This is a genomic window from Massilia sp. YIM B02443 (assembly GCF_030411955.1).
GTDB lineage: Bacteria > Pseudomonadota > Gammaproteobacteria > Burkholderiales > Burkholderiaceae_D > Telluria.
This window is the reverse complement of the sequence record NZ_JASNRA010000017.1, coordinates 12,392-29,709: the sequence shown is the minus strand read 5'-3', so window position 1 is coordinate 29,709 and position 17,318 is coordinate 12,392. Positions and strand designations below refer to the sequence as shown.

Below are 17,318 nucleotides of genomic sequence, written 5' to 3'. Positions count from 1 at the left end.
GTAGCATTCCGAGATGAACGTTATCTCCTCCCGCGAAGCTGCTTCTCCCCGTATTCGCCACCGCCAGACCCTAGCGCTGGTCCTGCTGGTTATCACCGGCGTCATCAATTATCTGGACCGCGCCACCCTCGCCGTCGCCAACGAATTCATCCGCGCCGACCTTGATTTGTCGCTCGGCCAGATGGGGCTGCTGCTCTCGGCGTTCTCGTGGAGCTATGCGCTGTGCCAGTTGCCGGTGGGCGCATTGGTCGACAAGATCGGTCCACGCTGGCTGCTTGGCACGGGACTGGTGGTGTGGTCGCTGGCCCAGGCTGCGGGCGGCCTCGTATCGACCTTTGGCTGGTTCGTTCTCGCGCGCATCGTGCTCGGCATTGGCGAGGCGCCGCAATTCCCGGCGGCAGCACGGGTCGTGAGTAACTGGTTCCCGATACGCGCGCGCGGTACGCCAACCGGCATCTACAACTCGGCATCGCCGCTCGGCTTTGCGCTGGCGCCACTGTGCCTGTCGTCGCTGATCGCTGCGACCAGCTGGCATTGGGCCTTCTTTATCACGGGCGCGCTGGGCATCGTCGCCGCCATCGTGTGGGTTATCTTGTATCGCGACCCGGTACGCGAGCAACTCACTGAAGCCGAGCGCGCTTACTTGGATGAGGGCCAGACACTGGAGGCCGCGCCCAAAGCAGGCTTTGCGTCCTGGCGCGCACTGTTCTGCCAGCGCGCCACCTGGGGCATGTTGCTCGGCTTCTTTGGCTCGGTGTACCTGAACTGGGTGTTCCTGACTTGGCTGCCGGGCTATCTGCGCACGGAGCGTCACATGGACGTGGCTTACGTCGGCGTGGCGGCCACGATTCCATTCCTATGCGGCTTCGCCGGTGCATTGACAGCGGGCTGGGCCTCGGACCAGATCACACGCCGCGCAGCATCAGCCGTGTCAGGGCGCCGTACGGCGGTGGTGCTGTCCATGCTGGGCATGGTGGCGTTCACGATCCCTGCTGCGCTGGTCGAAAGCAATACCGCGGCGATTGCCTGCATCTCGGTCGTGATCTTCCTGGCCAACGCGGCGTCAGCCTGTTCGTGGTCGCTCGTGACTGCAGTGGCGCCGCGTAGCCGTGTTGCTTCGCTTGGTGCGATTCAGAACTTCGGCGGGTTCATCGGCGGCGCACTGGCTCCGATTTTCACCGGATTTATTGCACAGAGCTGGTCGTTCGTTCCAGCTCTGCTGACGGGCGCCGGCATTGCTTTCCTTGGCGCGATGTCATATCAGTTCCTGGTTGTCCGGCCGATTTCCGAGCAGGATTAAACGCAGAGACAACAATAAAAAACGGCCTCACGAAGAGGCCGTTTTGATTTGAAGCGGAGGACGATTAAACGTCGATGTTCCCCGCGCGCAGTGCATTGGACTCAATGAAATTACGACGTGGCTCGACTTCATCACCCATCAGCGTCGTGAAGATCTGATCCGCCGCAATCGCATCCTCAATCTGCACTTTCAGCAAACGACGCACAGTCGGATCCATCGTCGTCTCCCACAGCTGCTCCGGATTCATCTCACCCAGACCCTTGTAACGCTGCTTCGACACACCACGCTCCGCCTCTTCACGCAGCCACTCCATCGCGCCATGGAAATCGCGCACCGCGAATTCCTTCATGCGATCGCCTTCGCCGCGGCGCACGATCGCGCCTTCGCCCATCAGGCCCTGGAAGGTGGCGGCCGAGTTGGCCAGCACGCCGTAGTCGGCGCCGGCGACGAAGTCGGCGTCGATGCCGGTCACCTGCACGTTGCCGTGGTGGATGCGTTCGATGCGCAGGCCGTGCTTCTCGGACAGCTCGTCCGATTTCACTTTGACCTTCACCGCCGGATCGTTGATCGCCGCTTCCATTGCCTTGGCCGAGCTTTCCGCATTTTCCAGCGTGGTCAAGTCCAGCACCACGCCGCCGCTGACGATGGCGGTCAGCGCCGCGCGGTCGATCACACGCGCCAGGCGCATCATGATGGCGTTGGCCAGGTTGTACTGGCGCACCAGTTCGCCCAGCGCTTCGCCGGTGATCGGCTCGACGCCTTCGCGCGGGATCAGCGATGCCGAGTTCAGCGCGAACATCATCATGTAGCTCGCTTCTTCGACGTCATCCTTCAGGTAGCGCTCGTCGCGCCCGGCCTTCACCTTGTACAGCGGCGGCTGCGCGATGTAGATGTGGCCGCGCTCGACCAGCTGCGGCATCTGGCGGTAGAACAGCGTCAGCAGCAGGGTGCGGATGTGGGCGCCGTCGACGTCCGCATCGGTCATGATGATGATGCGGTGGTAGCGCAGCTTGTCGACGTTGAACTCGTCTGGGCCGATCGAGGTGCCGAGCGTCGCGATCAGGGTCGTGATCTGCTCCGACGACAGCATCTTCTCGAAGCGCGCCTTTTCCACGTTCAGCACCTTGCCGCGCAGCGGCAGGATCGCCTGGAACTTGCGGTCGCGGCCTTGCTTGGCCGAGCCGCCTGCCGAGTCACCCTCGACGATGTACAGTTCGGCCAGCGCCGGGTCGCGTTCCTGGCAGTCGGCCAGTTTCGACGACAGGCCGAGGCCGTCCATCACGCCCTTGCGGCGGGTCAGGTCGCGTGCCTTGCGCGCCGCTTCACGGGCACGGGCTGCTTCCACGATCTTGCCGCAGATGATCTTGGCGTCGTTCGGCTTTTCCGCCAGGAAGTCGGTGAGCGTCTTGGCGACGATTTCTTCGACCGGGCCGCGCACTTCCGACGACACCAGCTTGTCTTTGGTCTGCGACGAGAACTTTGGCTCAGGCACTTTCACCGACAGGACGCAGGTCAGGCCTTCGCGCATGTCGTCGCCCGAGATCTCGACCTTGGCCTTCTTGGCGAAGTCGTTCTCGTCGATGTACTTGTTGATCACGCGCGTCATCGCCGCGCGCAGGCCGGTCAGGTGGGTGCCGCCGTCGCGCTGCGGGATGTTGTTGGTGAAGCACAGCACTTGCTCGTTGTAGGCGTCGTTCCACTGCATCGAGACGTCGACCGAGATGTTGGTGCCCTGGTCCGACAGGCGGTCGCCGGTGGCCTGGAACACGGTCGGGTGCAGGACGGTCTTGGCCTTGTTGATGTACTCGACGAAGCCGCGCGTGCCGCCTTCGAAGGCGAACACTTCTTCCTTGCCGGTGCGCTGGTCGGTCAGCTTGATGTTGACGCCATTGTTCAGGAACGACAGTTCGCGGATGCGCTTCGACAGGATTTCGTAGTGGAACTCGACGGTGGTGAAGATTTCTTCGTCGGCCCAGAAATGCACTTCGGTGCCGCGCTTGTCGGTGTCGCCCAGCACTTTCATCGGCGACACTTCGACGCCGTCGACGACTTCGATGATGCGGTCAACCGGCGCGCCGCGCACGAATTCCAGCTGGTGTACCTTGCCTTTTTGGCGCACGGTCACGCGCAGCAGTTTCGACAGGGCGTTCACGCACGAGACGCCGACGCCGTGCAGGCCGCCGGACACTTTATAGGAGTTCTGGTTGAACTTGCCGCCGGCGTGCAGTTCGGTCAGGGCGATCTCGGTCGCCGAGCGCTTCGGCTCGTGCTTGTCGTCCATCTTGACGCCGGTCGGGATGCCGCGGCCGTTGTCGGCGATCGAGATCGAGTTGTCGGAGTGGATCGTGACGTGGATCTCGGTGCAATAGCCGGCCAGCGCTTCGTCGATCGAGTTGTCGAGCACCTCGAACACCAGGTGGTGCAGGCCGGTGCCGTCCGAGGTGTCGCCAATGTACATGCCCGGACGCTTGCGAACCGCTTCCAGGCCTTCCAGGATCTGGATCGAGGCGGCGCCGTATTCGTCCGCCTTGGGGGCGGTGTTTTCTGCTGGGATATTCTCGGACATGGACTGCTTTCTATAAGACTATCTAATTCAGGCAAATGCATGCGGGCCGCCGAAGCGGCCCGCGCGATGCGTCAGATGCGCATCGGCATGACGACATACTTGAAGTCGCCATTGTCGGGAATCGAAATCAGCGCCGACGAATTCGAATCGCCCAGGGCAATGTTCACCTGGTCGCACTTCAGATTGTTCAGCACGTCGAGCAGGTAGGTGACGTTGAAGCCGATGTCGATCGCGTCGCCGCCGTAGTCGATCTCGAGTTCTTCGACCGCTTCTTCCTGGTCGGCATTGGTCGAGCTGATCTTCATGACGCCCGGCTCGATGATGCAGCGCACGCCCTTGAACTTGTCGCTGGTCATGATCGCGGCGCGCTGCAGCGAACGCAGCAGTTCTTCGCGGCTGATCGTGAAGTCGTTCTTGTAACCCTTCGGGATCACACGGGTGTAGTCAGGGAACTTGCCCTCGACCAGCTTCGAGACCAGCTCGATGTCGGCGAAGGTCAGTTTCACCTGCGAGGCCGCGATGTCCAGGCGCACGGTTTCGTCGCTTTCTTCCAGCAGGCGCTGCAGTTCGATGATGGTCTTGCGCGGGATGATCACTTCCTGACGCTCGAACTGCTGCTCGGTTTCCACTTGGCAGAAGGCCAGGCGGTGGCCGTCGGTCGCCACGGCGATGATGTTGCTGCCGTCCAGCACCAGCAGCAGGCCGTTCAGGTAGTAACGGATGTCCTGCTGGGCCATCGAGAAGTACACCATGTTGAACAGGTGCTTCAGGGTTTTTTGCGGCAGCGTCACGGATGCGTTGTGGCTCTCGGCCACCGACACGGTCGGGAATTCCTCGGCCGCCAGCGTCTGCAGCGCGAAGCGCGACTTGCCGCTCTGCACGGCCAGGCGCTTGTTCTGCAGCGTCATGGTGACGTCGCCCGATTCCGGCAGCGCGCGCAGGATGTCCAGCAGTTTACGTGCGGCCACGGTGGTGCCGGTCACGTCGTCGCCGCTACCGATGTTGGCGTGCGTGGTGATCTGCACTTCGGTGTCGGTCGACAGGAAAGACACGCTCTCGCCGTTCTTGCGAATGAGGATATTGGCCAGAATCGGCATGGTGTGCCGACGCTCGACAATACCGCTCACGATCTGCAGTGGCCGGAGAAGCGTGTCTCGGGTGGATTTGACCAATTGCATAGTTATCCTCAGGTCGTTTAGAGATTAGGTTATTGCGAATGCTTTTGTTGCTAATGCGATATTTTGCCATTGCCTGAGAAAAACACAATCAACCCTTCCCAGGCAGTGGAACTCAGCCCTTGAGCGTCTGTTCCAGCACGTGCAGCTCGTGGTTGCACTCGGCATTCTTCTGGCGGTCGCCGGCGATCTTGCGCACCGCGTGCAGCACGGTGGTGTGGTCGCGGCCACCGAACAGTTCGCCGATTTCCGGCAGACTCTTCTGGGTCAGCTCTTTCGCCAGGTACATGGCGATCTGGCGCGGACGGGCGATGTTGGCCGGGCGGCGCTTGGAATACATGTCCGCCACCTTGATATTGAAGAAGTCGGCCACCGTCTTCTGGATGTTTTCCACAGAAATCTGGCGGTTCTGCACCGAGAGCAGATCCTTGAGGGCTTCCTTCACCACGTCGATGGTGATGTCCTTGCCGTGGAAACGCGAGTAGGCCAGGATCTTGCGCAGCGCGCCTTCCAGTTCGCGCACGTTCGAGCGCAGGTGCTTGGCCACGAAGAAGGCGACGTCGTCGGACAGGGTCACGTCCTCGGACTGGGCTTTCTTCAACAGAATCGCCACCCGCATTTCCAGTTCCGGCGGCTCGATCGCCACCGTCAGGCCGGAGTCGAAGCGCGAGATCAGGCGGTCGTCCATGCCCGTGATCTCTTTCGGATAGGTATCCGACGTAATGATGATCTGCTTCTTGGCCGCGATCAGCGCCTCGAACGCATAGAAGAACTCTTCCTGCGTGCGGCTCTTGCCACCGAAGAATTGAATATCGTCGATCAGCAGCATGTCGAGCGAGTGGTAATAGTGCTTGAAATCGTCGAAGCCTTTTCTCTGATAGGCGGTGACGACGTCGCGCACGTACTGCTCGGCGTGGATGTAGCGGATGCGCGCGCCCGGCTGGTCGGCCATCACCTGGTTGCCGATCGCATGGATCAGGTGGGTCTTACCCAGGCCGACGCCGCCGTAGAAGAACAGCGGGTTGTACGACACGCCCGGGTTGTTGGCGACCTGGATCGCGGCGGCGCGCGCCAGCTGGTTGGCCTTACCGGTGACGAAGCTGTCGAAGGTCAGCTCGGTGTTGATGCGGCTCTGCTCGCGCTTGGGCGAGTTGGCGATGTTCAGGTTCTGGGTCGGGCTCGGCGCGCTTGGCATGCCCGGGGCTTCCTGGCCGGGGGCAGGGCGCGGCGCGTCGAAGTCCACGGTGGACGTGGTCGCGGCAGCGCCCGCGGGTTTACGCGACGGATTGGTCTTCGGGTCGAGCACGAACTGCACCTCGACCGGCGCTTCCCAGTACTGGGCGGCGAGCTCGGTGATGCGGGTGGCGAACTGCGTCTTGACCCAGTCGAGCTTGAAGCGGTTGGGCGCGGCGATGCGCAGCTTGCCGTCTTCGTAGTCGAGGGCGACCAGCGGTTTGATCCACGCGCTGTACTGCTGGGGCGTCAGCTCGAGCTCCAGCTGCGCGGATGCGGTCTGCCAAAAGTTTTCCATACTTCGCTAATTGATACGTAACACGCTATTTTACCTGTCTCGGCCCAAGTTATCCACAGGCGACTCACATATTTTCCACCGAAAGTCCGCGTTCTTGCCAGCCTGCCAAGCCTCCGGATGCTCATCCGTCAAACAACAGCTTTCTTGACAGCGTGATGCGAACTAGGGTCTAATTCAGGGTTCCCCGTCCGTGCGCCATCTCATGCCGTGATTTTTACGGCGGCTGGTGATCGGGCGACAAGAGACTTGCTGTGGCGTGACGCTGGCTTAACCTTCTGCGAAACTGTCATTGGCGCCGAATCTGACAAAGACGTCAGACCCGATTTTGCACTTTATTTTGCTTTAAGCGAGACCACCATGAAACGTACTTACCAACCTTCCGTCGTCCGTCGCAAGCGCACGCACGGCTTCCGCGCACGTATGGCTACCCGTGGTGGCCGTCAAGTCCTGAACGCTCGCCGCGCCAAGGGCCGCAAGCGTCTGGCAGTCGTCTAAGACGACCGCGCCCGCACCATTGACGCGGTCGGCATGACAGGCGAAGGTTCGCACGACTTCGCGCGCGTTCGGCGCATCGTTAAAACGGATGAATTTTCATCCGTTTTTCGTTTGCGGCCGGCGCAAAAGTCGGCGCATTTCGTGCTCTACACGCGACCGAATTCCCTGCCGCATGCGCGGCTGGGCGTCGTTGCGGCCAAGCGCTTCGCGCCGCGCGCGGTCACGCGCAACACGATCAAGCGCATCACGCGCGAACTGTTCCGCACCAGCCGCCTGCAGGCCGTCGATTGCATCGTGCGCCTGTCGCGCCCGGTCAATACCAAGGCCGGCCCGGCCACCACGCGCGCCCTGAAGGCAGAGCTGCGCGTCGAGCTGGCGCGCCTGTTCGCCTCGCAAAAACCGCGTACCGCGGCGCCGGCGTCATCATGAACAAGCTGCTGATCTGGTTGCTTCGCGGCTACCAGCTGCTGCTGTCTCCGATGCTGGGACCGCGTTGCCGGTTCTACCCCAGCTGTTCCAATTATGCGATCGAAGCGCTGCGCGTCCATGGCGCCGCACGCGGTTCGCTCCTCACCGCGCGCCGCCTGGGCCGCTGCCACCCGTGGCATCCGGGCGGCCTGGACCCGGTCCCGCCAGCCGCAGGCAGCCCGGAAAGCGCCAAGGAATCCCCACCAGCCGCTTGCGGTTGCAACCACTCCTGAAGACTCCAATGGAATTCAATAAACGTACTGTCCTGTGGATCGTGTTCGCCATTTCCCTGATTGTTCTGTGGAACAACTGGATGGTGGCCAACGGCAAGCAGTCGCTGTTCTCGAACCAGCCGCCGGCCAAGGTCGCCCAGCAGCAGACCAAGCCGTCCGACGTGCCGGCCGCCGCCCAGCCGGGCAGCACCGCCGTGCCGGGCACGCCTGGCGCCAGCGCCGCCGCCGTTCCCGGCGCGCCGGCCGCACCGGTCAGCCAGACCATCACCGTCACCACCGACGTGGTGAAAGTCGACATCGACAGCGTCGGCGGCGTCATCAAGCGCCTCGAGCTGCTCAAGTATGACGACCACTTCGACAAGACCAAGAACCAGGTCCTGTTCAACGTCGGCGGCCCGAACGTCTACCTCGGCCAGACCGGCCTGATCGGCACCAGCGCCGCCGGCGTGCTGCCGAACCACACGACGCCATTCACCGTCCGTCCGGGCTCGCGCACGCTGGACAGCAACGGCGTGGTGCAGGTGGTGATGGACGCGGAGCAGGGCGGCGTGCGCCTGACCAAGACCCTCACCTTCCGCAAGGGCGACTACCTGATCGGCGTGCGTCACGAAGTGACCAACCTGAGCGGTGCACCGGTCAATCCGTCGCTGTACCTGCAGCTGCAGCACGACGGCAACAAGCCGGCCAACGATTCGTGGTTCATGTCGAGCTACACCGGCCCGACCCTGTACACCGACGCCGACAAGTACCAGAAGCTGACCTTCGAGGAAATCGAAAAGGGCAAGGCCGACCACTCGACCAAGGCCGACAACGGCTGGATCGCGATCTCGCAGCACTTCTTCGTCTCGGCCTTCATCCCGGCCGACAAGGCGCCGCGCGACATCTTCACCAAGAAGATCGCCAACAACCTGTATGCGATCGGCACCGTGCAGTCGCTGGGCACCGTGGCCCCGGGCGCGACCGTCTCGAGCGACACCCGCCTGTATTCGGGGCCGCAGGAAGAGAAGATCCTGGAAACCATCACTCCGGGCCTGGAACTGGTCAAGGACTACGGCATGCTGACCGTGATCGCCAAGCCGATCTTCTGGGTGATGGACCACCTGCACGCAATGCTGGGCAACTGGGGCTGGACCATCGTGGTCCTGACCATCCTGATCAAGCTGCTGTTCTTCCCGCTGTCGGCGGCCGGTTATCGCAGCATGGCCAAGATGCGCGTGGTGACGCCGAAGATGCAGGCGATCCGCGAGCGCTTCAAGAACGACCCGGCCAAGATGCAGCAGGCCACCATGGAGCTGTACAAGACCGAGAAGATCAACCCGCTGGGCGGCTGCCTGCCGATCCTGGTGCAGATGCCGGTGTTCTTCGCCCTGTACTGGGTGCTGCAGGCCTCGGTCGAGATGCGCGGCGCGCCGTGGATCGGCTGGATCCAGGACCTGACCCAGCCCGACCCGTACTACATCCTGCCGGTGATCTACGCGGTGTCGATGTACATCACGACCAAGCTCAATCCGCAGCCGACCGACCCGGTGCAGGCCAAGATGATGCTGTTCATGCCGATCGCGTTCTCGGTGGTGTTCTTCTTCTTCCCGTCCGGCCTGGTGCTGTACTGGGTGGTCAACAACATCCTGTCGATCGCGCAGCAGTGGGTGATCACCCGCAAATTCGAGACCGGCGCGGCGAAGTAATTCTTGCCGTTGCTTGTGAAAAGCCCGCGCCTTGTGCGCGGGTTTTTTGTTTGTGGTTCGGTGTTGGTGGTGCGCGGCGGACTTGGATCCCCGCCTGCGCGGGGATGACGTGCATAAGAAGCGGACTACGGAAAGTATTGTGGCCAGCTCCTTAAAGACCGTCATTCCCGCGCAGGCGGGAATCCAAGTCTGCCCGCAAACCCGTACCCCCCCCGCACCCACCCGCACCCCCGTATTCCCTTACAATCCACCCCATGAAACTCGACACCTCCCCCATCGCCGCCATCGCCACCGCCCCGGGGCGCGGCGGCATCGGCGTCGTGCGCGCTTCCGGCAAGTCGCTGGGCGCCCTGATCGACGCGCTGTTCCCCGGCGTGACGCTGGCGCCGCGCCACGCCACCTACATCCCGTTCAAGGCGGCCAATGGCGACACCATCGACGAAGGCCTGGCCCTGTACTTCAAGGGACCGCACTCGTACACCGGCGAAGACGTGCTCGAACTACAGGGCCACGGCGGCCCGGTGGTGCTGCAGATGCTCCTTGGCCGCGTGCTGGAGGCGGGCGCCACATCCGGCCTGCGCCTGGCCGAACCGGGCGAATTCACGCGCCGCGCCTTCCTCAACGACAAGCTCGACCTGGCCCAGGCCGAGGCGGTGGCCGACCTGATCGACGCTTCCACCGAAGCGGCCGCCAGATCGGCGTCGCAGTCGCTGTCCGGCGCCTTCTCGCAAGTGGTGCACAAGCTGGTCGACCAGACCATCAACCTGCGCATGCTGGTCGAAGCCACGCTCGACTTCCCGGAAGAAGAAATCGACTTCCTGGAAAAATCCAACGCGCGCGGCCAGCTGGCCGGCATCGTCGAGGCGCTCGAGAACGTATTCCGCCAGGCGGCGCAAGGCGCGCTGCTGCGCGAAGGCCTGAACGTGGTGCTGGTGGGGCAGCCCAACGTGGGCAAGTCCTCACTCCTGAACGCGCTGGCCGGCAGCGAGGTGGCGATCGTGACGCCGATCGCCGGCACCACGCGCGACAAGGTGAGCGAGACGATCCAGATCGAAGGCATCCCGCTGAACATCATCGACACCGCCGGTATCCGCCCGGCGGACGACGAAGGCGTCGATGTGGTCGAGCGCATCGGCATCGAGCGCACCTGGGGCGAGGTCGGCAAGGCCGACGTGATCTTGCACCTGCTGGACGCCAACCTGGGCCCGAGCGCGGCCGACGAAGCGATCGTCGCCGCTTTCCCGGCCGGGGTGCCGGTGGTGCGGATCTGGAACAAGATCGACCTGTCGGGCCACAAGCCCTCGAAGGACGAGAGTGCCGACGCTGTTCATCTTTACCTGTCGGCCAACGAGGGCCTCGGCATCGACCTGCTGCGCGCCGAACTGCTGCGCATCGCCGGCTGGCAGCAGACCGGCGAGTCGCTGTACCTGGCGCGCGAACGCCACCTGATCGCGCTGCGCGCCGCGCGCGAGCACCTCGACATGGCCGGCCGCCACGCGGCCCAGGACGACCAGTCGCTCGACCTGTTCGCCGAAGAACTGCGCCTGGCGCAGGACCAGCTGTCGAGCATTACGGGCCAATTCACGCCGGACGACCTGCTGGGCGTGATCTTCAGCCGCTTCTGTATCGGGAAGTAAGCGCAACGCGGCAGCGGTCCGGCTCGTGCTAGGCTTGGGATATGAATAAGCTCACTCATACCCCAACCGGCGCCCGGCGCAAGCTGCTCACCCTGGGCGCCGTCGTCATCGGCGCCAGCCTGCTGGCTTCCTGCTCCAGCCTGATCGGCCCGCGCCAGGTCGAGATCCCGCTGCACAAGCTGCAGGCGGGCCTGGACCGGCGCTTCCCGATCAACGAGCGTCTGCTCGAACTGTTCGACGTCCAGCTCACCAGGCCGCAACTGGCGCTGCAGCCGGAGCAGGACCGGGTGGCGCTGAACGTCGATGCCTCGGTGGCGCCGCCGTTCGCGCGCGCCTGGACCGGCAGCGTGGCGTTCTCGGGACGCCTGTACGTCGACCCGGGCCGCGCCGCCGTCATGATGGCCGAACCGCGCGTCGAGCGCCTGCAGCTTGGCAACCCGGAAGCCGAGCGCCGCCTGACCAGTGTCGCCAATGGCCTGATCGACAGCGTGGCGCGCGACCTGCCGGTGTACACCTTCGACCAGAACGACCTGCGCTACGCCGGCGTGCAGTTCGTGCCGACCCGCATCCAGACCACGCGCACAGGCCTGCTGGTGTCGCTCGAACCGGCCAAGTGAACGTGCCGCCGGCTATACACGTGCTACATTTTGTGCGCTGCACAGCAGGCGTGTGGATAGTTGTTGCGAGCATGTGCCAATCTGTCGATCCGGCTAGATGAGGGATTGCATGACCATGGCATTGAGCGCACACTGGCATGCATCGAATCGCCACGACGGCAAGCTTGTTGCAGTCTGGCTTGCGCTTTCTCATGCACACGGAGTTCCGCTGAAGTAATCTTTCCTTTGACCTTAGGAAACTTCAGGCAGCCGTGTTAGGGGGTGGAACTTGGAAACGACACACGACAGTTTTCCGGACAGCGCTCTGCCCGTCGAGCGGCCCCCAGCCGCCGTCGCGGCGAGTGCCAGCGGCACGCCGACGCGCGCCAGCCTGCCGGCCAAAGGATCGTGCTGGTACTGCGAAAAACCGCTCGACAGCGTGCGGCGCTTCTGCGGCAAGCCGTGCGCCGATTCGTTCGACGAAGAAGCCGAGTTTACACGCTGAAATCCTGCCGCCGACCGGCGGCCGATGCGCCGGCCCGGTTAGCCGCCGGAAGCGTTTTCTTCCAGTTGTTCCAGCAGCGCCAGGGCGCGTTCGAAATCGAAGCGTTCGATCGCTGCGTCGAAGCTGCGCATGCGTTCCCGGCCGAGCGCTGCTTCCAGGCCGGCACGCCATTGGCGCACCACGTCGGGCGCGCGGCCGTCGCCGATATCGAGCATGGCGCGCAGCCGCGCCAGTTCCTGGTCCGGGATCGGCTCCGCTGTTGCCGCCGCCGCAAACGCCGCCTCCGGCGCAGCCAGCATGGCCTCGACCTGGCGCAGCACCCGCGCCAGCTCGGCGTCCAGCGCATCGACCAGCGCCGGCAGCGCCGCGTCAATCGCGTTACCTTCCTTGAGCGCCAGTTCCAGCGCCAGCGCACGCCGGCGCAGCGGCTCGGCGTCAATCATCGCCGAAGCGCCCTTGAGGGTGTGTGCAATGCGCTGCGCCAGCCCGGCGTCCTGCGTGGCAAGCGCCGCGCGCAGGCGCGCGCCGACGTCACGGTAGTCGGCGGCGAAGCGCGCCAGCACGCGCTGCAGCAGTGCGCGCTCGCCCATCACCCGTTCCAGCGCCGCGGCCAGGTCGATGGCCGGCGCCGCGGCTGCGGTGGCGGTAGCGTCCCTCACCGCGTGGTGAACGACCAGGTGCGCGTCACCGGCACGCCGTCCAGGGTGCCGGAGAAGCTGACGTCGTAGGTGGTCGCCGCGCGCAGCGGCGCCAGTGGGACGATCGACGCGGCCGTCTTGTACTCCGACAGCGGATCGACGCGCTGCACCTGCAGGTCGGCGCCGCCGCGCGGGCGGATGCCGAAGCTTTGCACGGTCAGGTTGGCGTCGAGGTTGGCATGCACGCTGACCGGGTAGCCGACTTCGTTGCGGTTGGGGATCGGGTCCGGCTCTTCGGTGTCGCTGAAGAAGTTGGGTACGACCTGGGTCTGGCCGTTGAAGGGCCAGGTGACCAGGGTGCCGCGCGCGATGCCGGGGCCGTAGCCGTTGCGGGTCGCGAAATCGGCGGTGAAGTAGTTGTAGCCGCCGGCCGAGGTGGCGGCGCCGGTGCCGATCTCGCGGAACATCGGCTCGAAGATCACGAAGCGGTGGTAGATCGCGGTGATCAGCTCTTCGGCCATGAAGAAGCCGGAGCCGTTGGTAGTGCCCGAGATCACCTCGCCATAGGCGTAGCCGCTGGACGGAATGGTATAGCCGGCCGCGTTCAGGCGCGCGCCGACGTTGGCGCCGGTGAAGCCCTGGCGGCCCGGCTCCTGGTCGTGGCTCATCAGGTTGTTGATGCGCAGGTATTCGGAGTGGCCCAGCGCCGCATTGTTGATCTGCGCGTTCTCGGCCACGGTCGGCATGCCGATCTGGGTGCGCCGGTAGTTGATCCAGTTGCGGCCGTCAAGCGCGATGTTGCCGCTTAGCGTGGGCGCGTTGGCGTCCGACGGCAGTGGCGCGGGCGCGGGGGTGGTGGGGGGCGGGGTGACCGCGGTGCCGCCGGAGACCGGCGCGGCCGGGCTGCTGTCGCCGCCACCGCCGCCGCAAGCGGCCAGCGCCAGCGACGCTGCGACCGCCGCAGCGATCTGCTGCCAACGAAGGGGATAGCTCATCTTGCAACTCCTGTCAGACCAAGCGCATGCGGCCATTCTAGGACAAATCGGCAAAACGTGACGATTTGCAGTAACGCGCCGCGCCAACGGGTTCGGTAATGCCGGATCGGCGCTATTTCGCTCCCCGTGCAAAAGGCTGGCTGTAGAATAAGCCATCGTTCATCTTGCCGAGTCGTCCATTGAATCCTACCCGCCAGCAGCGCCTCGCGCGCGCCAAGTTCGCCCTGCCTAGTCTCGTCACGCTGCTGTCGATCGCCTGCGGCTTCGGCAGCATCGTGATCTCGGTCGACAATGCTCGCGTCGGCGACCCGGCCGACTACCGACTGGCCGCGATCCTGCTGGTGCTGGCCGGCGTGTTCGATGCGCTCGACGGCTTCGTGGCGCGCGCCACCAACACCCAGTCCAGCTTCGGCGTGCAGCTCGACTCGATCGCCGACGTGATGAACTTCGGCTGCGCACCGGGGCTGCTGCTGTACTGCTACGGCTTCACCCAGCTCGCCGACGCCCATCCGACCCTGGTGCGCATGGGCGGCCTGGCCTGCTTCGTGTTCGTCACCTGCGGCGCGCTGCGCCTGGCGCGCTTCAACATCAGCCATGGCCGCACCGACCCGCGCTACTTCGTCGGCATGCCGATCACCGCCGGCGCGGCCTGCGTCGCTTCGGTGGTGGTGGCCTGGCCCGATCCGGTCACCGCGATGGCGCCGGCCTTCATGGTGGCGGCGCTGATGGTGGCGGTAGGCGCGCTGATGGTCTCGACCATCCGCTTCCCCAGCTCCAAGCACCCCAAGGGCAAGGTGATGCTGGCGCTGCTCGCCGTGTGCGCGGTGCTGCTGGTGTTCCTGCAGACGCGCTTCTTCGTGCTGTTCTTCCTGCTGTATATCTGCGCCACGCTGCTGCTGAACATCGGCTGGAAGCTGGGCTGGCGCGGCGTGGCGCCGCCCAAGGTGTTCGAAGACTGAGCGCGATCTAAGCAAAACGGTCGAGCATCGCCGCCAGGTGCGCGGCGCGCTCGCGCGCTTCCGGCAGGTCGGCGGCGTCGCCGGTCTGGGTCTGCAGGGCGGCCGTCAAGAGCTGCACGAAGGAGCGGTCGAGCGCCTTGCGCGCGGCCGACATCTGCTGCGCCACCGCGTCGCAATCCTCGGGCGCGTCGGCCAGCGCGATCAGTTTCTGCACGCCGCGCAGCTGGCCTTCGATCCGGGCCAGCCGGTTCAGCAAGTCCTTCTTCTGGCGCGCGCTGAGGGCCTTGCCCTCGACGATGCGCAGCTGGCCGTCCGCCGCCATGTTCACGCCACCTCGTGCCCGCGTGCAGCGCGCAGGATGCGGAACCAGTCGCCGCGCTCCAGCTGGAAAGTAGCGCCGATGACGGCGTCGCGGATCGCCTCGATGCGTCCGCTGCCGGTGAGCGGCAGCGGGTGGCTCGGCAGCGCCATGATCCACGCGAACACCACGCTGGCGAACGGCTTGTCCATGCGCTCGGCGATTTCCTGCACCACGGCGCGCACCTCGGCGGCGCGTGCATTATCCTGCGCGAACAGGCGTCCGCCGCCCAAGGGCGACCAGGCCATCGGCGCGATGCGCAGGTCCTGCAGGCCGTCCAGCGTTTCGTCGAAGATCGGCGCGGTGTACAACGGCGATAGCTCGACCTGGTTGGTGGCCAGCGCCACGCGGCGGTTGAGCGACTCGAACTGGTGGCGCGTGAAGTTCGACACGCCCACGTGTTTCACCTTGCCCGCTTGCTGCAGGCGGGTGAAGGCATCGGCCACTTCGTCGAAGTCCATCAGCGGATCCGGACGGTGGATCAGCAGCAGGTCGAGGTGGTCGGTGTGCAGCTGGCGCAGTGAATTCTCGGCCGAGGCGATGATGTGCCGGGCCGTGGTGTCGTAGTGCTGGATGGTGTGCTGCGGGTGTTTTTTCGACCGCAGCTTGATGCCGCACTTGCTGACCAACTCGATCTTGTCGCGCAGCGACGGCTGCAGGCGCAGGGCTTCGCCGAACAAGGTTTCGACGCCGTAGTCGCCGTAGATGTCGGCGTGGTCGAAGGTGGTGACGCCCATTTCCAGGCACTGTTCGACCAGGGCCACGCGCTGTTCAGGGGACATGCCCCACTCGGTCATGCGCCACATGCCGGCGACGATGCGCGAGAATTCCGGGCCGTTTTCGCGGGTGGTGATGCGGGGGCAGGACAGGGCGTGGGACATCGTCGGGACTTTCGAGAAAAAGGGTGATGTGATTATAACGGCGCGCTTTGGGCTCGGAGCGTCCCGGCGCACGCCATGAAAAAAGCCCGCCCGGCTTCACGCACGGGCGGGCTCGATATCCGGCGTCAAACGCGGATCACTGCATCCACAGACGCATCGAATCCCACGCGCGTCCGAAGATGCTCGCTTCCTGCACCTCTTCCAGCGCCACCACCGGCAGCGTCAGCAGCGGCTTGCCATCCACCGTCATCTTCAGCGTGCCGACCTGGCCGCCGCGCGCCAGCGGCGCGACCAGCGGGTCCTTGCGCTCCAGCACCGGCTTCAGTTTACCGGCCACGCCCTTCGGCACGGTCACCAGGATGTCGCGCTGGAAGCCCAGCTTGACGGTCGACTGCGAACCCTTCCACACCTGCGGGGTCTGGATCGCCTGGCCCTTCGAGTACAGCTTGACGGTGTCGAAGTTCTGGAAGCCCCAGTTCAGCAGCTTCTGGCTTTCCTGGGTGCGGATCGCATCCGAGGCGGCGCCCGAGATCACCGAGATCAGGCGGCGCTGGCCGGTGGTGCCGTTGGCGCGGCGCGCCGAGGCGATCATGCTGTAGCCCGAGGCGTCGGTGTGACCGGTCTTCATGCCGTCCACGGTCGGGTCCAGCCACAGCAGGCGGTTGCGGTTCTGCTGGGTGATCTTGTTGTAGGTGAACTGCTTGACCGAGTCGATCTTGTAGTACTCGGGGAAGTCGCGGATCACCGAGGCGGCCAGGATCGACAGGTCGTGCGCGGTCGAGTAGTTGTTGGCGTCCGGCAGGCCGTGCGGGTTGGCGAAGCGGGTGTTCTTCATGCCCAGGCGCTGCGCTTCGCGGTTCATCAGCGTGACGAACGTGCCTTCGTCGCCGGCCACCGCTTCGGCCAGCGCCACCGCGGCGTCGTTGCCCGACTGGATCATCAGGCCATGCAGCAGGTCGTCGACCGAGACCGGGGTGGCCGGGTCGATGAACATCTTCGAGCTGCTGCCGTCGACTTTCCAGGCGCGGACCGAGACGTTCACCATCTGGTTCAGCGTCAAGCGCTTTTCGCGGATCGCGGCGAAGGTGACGTAGGCCGTCATGACCTTGGTCAGCGATGCCGGTTCAATGCGCAGGGACGGATCTTGCGCAGCGATGACCTGGCCACTGGTCGCATCGAGCAGCAACCACGATTTGGCGGCGACGGTGGGGGCCGGCACGGTTTGCGCGCTGGCCGAGACCATCACCAGGCTGGCGGCGAAGGCCGCTAACAGTTTTTTCATGGGAACAATATCGT

17 protein-coding genes are annotated in these 17,318 nt (G+C 64.6%); 9 read left to right on the top strand and 8 right to left on the bottom strand.

What is annotated here, in order from left to right; all coding sequences use genetic code 11:
- Positions 1–13: 13 nt before the first annotated feature.
- On the top strand, positions 14–1,300 hold the full coding sequence (locus QPK27_RS17435) for an MFS transporter (RefSeq protein WP_290419518.1): 1,287 nt from the start codon (positions 14–16) through the stop codon (positions 1,298–1,300).
- Between the two features lie 64 nt (positions 1,301–1,364).
- Here QPK27_RS17435 and gyrB read toward each other — a convergent pair whose 3' ends face one another.
- The 3 genes from gyrB to dnaA form a co-directional block, all read right to left on the bottom strand.
- Positions 1,365–3,866: a DNA topoisomerase (ATP-hydrolyzing) subunit B gene (gene gyrB, locus QPK27_RS17430; RefSeq protein WP_290419517.1), complete on the bottom strand. Its 2,502-nt coding sequence runs from the start codon at positions 3,864–3,866 to the stop codon at positions 1,365–1,367.
- Between the two features lie 71 nt (positions 3,867–3,937).
- Positions 3,938–5,044: a DNA polymerase III subunit beta gene (gene dnaN, locus QPK27_RS17425; protein ID WP_290419516.1), complete on the bottom strand. Its 1,107-nt coding sequence runs from the start codon at positions 5,042–5,044 to the stop codon at positions 3,938–3,940.
- 112 nt (positions 5,045–5,156) lie between these two features.
- Positions 5,157–6,572: a chromosomal replication initiator protein DnaA gene (dnaA, locus tag QPK27_RS17420; RefSeq protein WP_290419515.1), complete on the bottom strand. Its 1,416-nt coding sequence runs from the start codon at positions 6,570–6,572 to the stop codon at positions 5,157–5,159.
- Between the two features lie 357 nt (positions 6,573–6,929).
- Between dnaA and rpmH the strand changes: the two genes are divergently transcribed.
- From rpmH to QPK27_RS17385, 7 genes are all read left to right on the top strand, one after another.
- Positions 6,930–7,067, top strand: a complete 138-nt coding sequence (rpmH, locus tag QPK27_RS17415; protein WP_078035393.1) for a 50S ribosomal protein L34 — start codon at positions 6,930–6,932, stop codon at positions 7,065–7,067.
- A gap of 33 nt (positions 7,068–7,100) precedes the next feature.
- Complete coding sequence (gene rnpA / locus QPK27_RS17410) at positions 7,101–7,496, top strand: ribonuclease P protein component (protein ID WP_290419514.1); 396 nt, start codon at positions 7,101–7,103, stop codon at positions 7,494–7,496.
- Positions 7,493–7,768 (top strand): membrane protein insertion efficiency factor YidD, encoded by a 276-nt coding sequence (gene yidD, locus QPK27_RS17405; RefSeq protein WP_290419513.1) that lies wholly within the window; start codon positions 7,493–7,495, stop codon positions 7,766–7,768. Before rnpA ends, yidD begins: the two co-directional genes overlap by 4 nt.
- A gap of 8 nt (positions 7,769–7,776) precedes the next feature.
- Positions 7,777–9,453 (top strand): membrane protein insertase YidC, encoded by a 1,677-nt coding sequence (gene yidC, locus QPK27_RS17400; RefSeq protein ID WP_290419512.1) that lies wholly within the window; start codon positions 7,777–7,779, stop codon positions 9,451–9,453.
- Between the two features lie 254 nt (positions 9,454–9,707).
- Positions 9,708–11,090 carry a tRNA uridine-5-carboxymethylaminomethyl(34) synthesis GTPase MnmE gene (mnmE, locus tag QPK27_RS17395; protein ID WP_290419511.1) on the top strand — a complete coding sequence of 461 codons (1,383 nt, stop codon included), beginning with the start codon at positions 9,708–9,710 and terminating at the stop codon, positions 11,088–11,090.
- 41 nt (positions 11,091–11,131) lie between these two features.
- A complete protein-coding gene (locus QPK27_RS17390; RefSeq protein ID WP_290419510.1) occupies positions 11,132–11,707 on the top strand; it encodes a DUF1439 domain-containing protein in 576 nt (191 codons plus the stop codon).
- Between the two features lie 268 nt (positions 11,708–11,975).
- Positions 11,976–12,191, top strand: a complete 216-nt coding sequence (locus tag QPK27_RS17385) for a hypothetical protein (protein WP_290419509.1) — start codon at positions 11,976–11,978, stop codon at positions 12,189–12,191.
- A 38-nt stretch (positions 12,192–12,229) separates the two neighbouring features.
- Here the strand turns inward: QPK27_RS17385 and QPK27_RS17380 are convergent, their stop codons facing one another.
- Together QPK27_RS17380 and QPK27_RS17375 are read right to left on the bottom strand one after the other, a co-directional pair.
- Entirely contained in the window at positions 12,230–12,850 is a 621-nt protein-coding gene (locus QPK27_RS17380; protein ID WP_290419508.1) for an Hpt domain-containing protein, read from the bottom strand.
- Positions 12,847–13,824 carry a CAP domain-containing protein gene (locus tag QPK27_RS17375; RefSeq protein WP_290419507.1) on the bottom strand — a complete coding sequence of 326 codons (978 nt, stop codon included), beginning with the start codon at positions 13,822–13,824 and terminating at the stop codon, positions 12,847–12,849. Before QPK27_RS17375 ends, QPK27_RS17380 begins: the two co-directional genes overlap by 4 nt.
- 179 nt (positions 13,825–14,003) lie before the next feature.
- Here QPK27_RS17375 and pssA point away from each other — a divergent pair, with 179 nt between their 5' ends.
- Complete coding sequence (pssA, locus tag QPK27_RS17370) at positions 14,004–14,783, top strand: CDP-diacylglycerol--serine O-phosphatidyltransferase (protein ID WP_290419506.1); 780 nt, start codon at positions 14,004–14,006, stop codon at positions 14,781–14,783.
- Between the two features lie 7 nt (positions 14,784–14,790).
- Here pssA and QPK27_RS17365 read toward each other — a convergent pair whose 3' ends face one another.
- The 3 genes from QPK27_RS17365 to QPK27_RS17355 form a co-directional block, all read right to left on the bottom strand.
- Entirely contained in the window at positions 14,791–15,105 is a 315-nt protein-coding gene (locus QPK27_RS17365; RefSeq protein ID WP_290419594.1) for a metal-sensitive transcriptional regulator, read from the bottom strand.
- Between the two features lie 2 nt (positions 15,106–15,107).
- Entirely contained in the window at positions 15,108–16,022 is a 915-nt protein-coding gene (locus QPK27_RS17360; protein WP_290419505.1) for an aldo/keto reductase family oxidoreductase, read from the bottom strand.
- Between the two features lie 136 nt (positions 16,023–16,158).
- Positions 16,159–17,304, bottom strand: a complete 1,146-nt coding sequence (locus QPK27_RS17355; protein WP_290419504.1) for a D-alanyl-D-alanine carboxypeptidase family protein — start codon at positions 17,302–17,304, stop codon at positions 16,159–16,161.
- Positions 17,305–17,318: the final 14 nt, after the last annotated feature.

Bases quoted from the DNA above. Each gene is read 5' to 3' on its own strand.
- QPK27_RS17435 (WP_290419518.1), top strand. From the start codon at position 14: ATGAACGTTATCTCCTCCCGCGAAGCTGCTTCTCCCCGTATTCGCCAC.
- gyrB (WP_290419517.1), bottom strand. From the start codon at position 3,866: ATGTCCGAGAATATCCCAGCAGAAAACACCGCCCCCAAGGCGGACGAA.
- dnaN (WP_290419516.1), bottom strand. From the start codon at position 5,044: ATGCAATTGGTCAAATCCACCCGAGACACGCTTCTCCGGCCACTGCAG.
- dnaA (WP_290419515.1), bottom strand. From the start codon at position 6,572: ATGGAAAACTTTTGGCAGACCGCATCCGCGCAGCTGGAGCTCGAGCTG.
- rpmH (WP_078035393.1), top strand. From the start codon at position 6,930: ATGAAACGTACTTACCAACCTTCCGTCGTCCGTCGCAAGCGCACGCAC.
- rnpA (WP_290419514.1), top strand. From the start codon at position 7,101: ATGACAGGCGAAGGTTCGCACGACTTCGCGCGCGTTCGGCGCATCGTT.
- yidD (WP_290419513.1), top strand. From the start codon at position 7,493: ATGAACAAGCTGCTGATCTGGTTGCTTCGCGGCTACCAGCTGCTGCTG.
- yidC (WP_290419512.1), top strand. From the start codon at position 7,777: ATGGAATTCAATAAACGTACTGTCCTGTGGATCGTGTTCGCCATTTCC.
- mnmE (WP_290419511.1), top strand. From the start codon at position 9,708: ATGAAACTCGACACCTCCCCCATCGCCGCCATCGCCACCGCCCCGGGG.
- QPK27_RS17390 (WP_290419510.1), top strand. From the start codon at position 11,132: ATGAATAAGCTCACTCATACCCCAACCGGCGCCCGGCGCAAGCTGCTC.
- QPK27_RS17375 (WP_290419507.1), bottom strand. From the start codon at position 13,824: ATGAGCTATCCCCTTCGTTGGCAGCAGATCGCTGCGGCGGTCGCAGCG.
- QPK27_RS17365 (WP_290419594.1), bottom strand. From the start codon at position 15,105: ATGGCGGCGGACGGCCAGCTGCGCATCGTCGAGGGCAAGGCCCTCAGC.
- QPK27_RS17360 (WP_290419505.1), bottom strand. From the start codon at position 16,022: ATGTCCCACGCCCTGTCCTGCCCCCGCATCACCACCCGCGAAAACGGC.
- QPK27_RS17355 (WP_290419504.1), bottom strand. From the start codon at position 17,304: ATGAAAAAACTGTTAGCGGCCTTCGCCGCCAGCCTGGTGATGGTCTCG.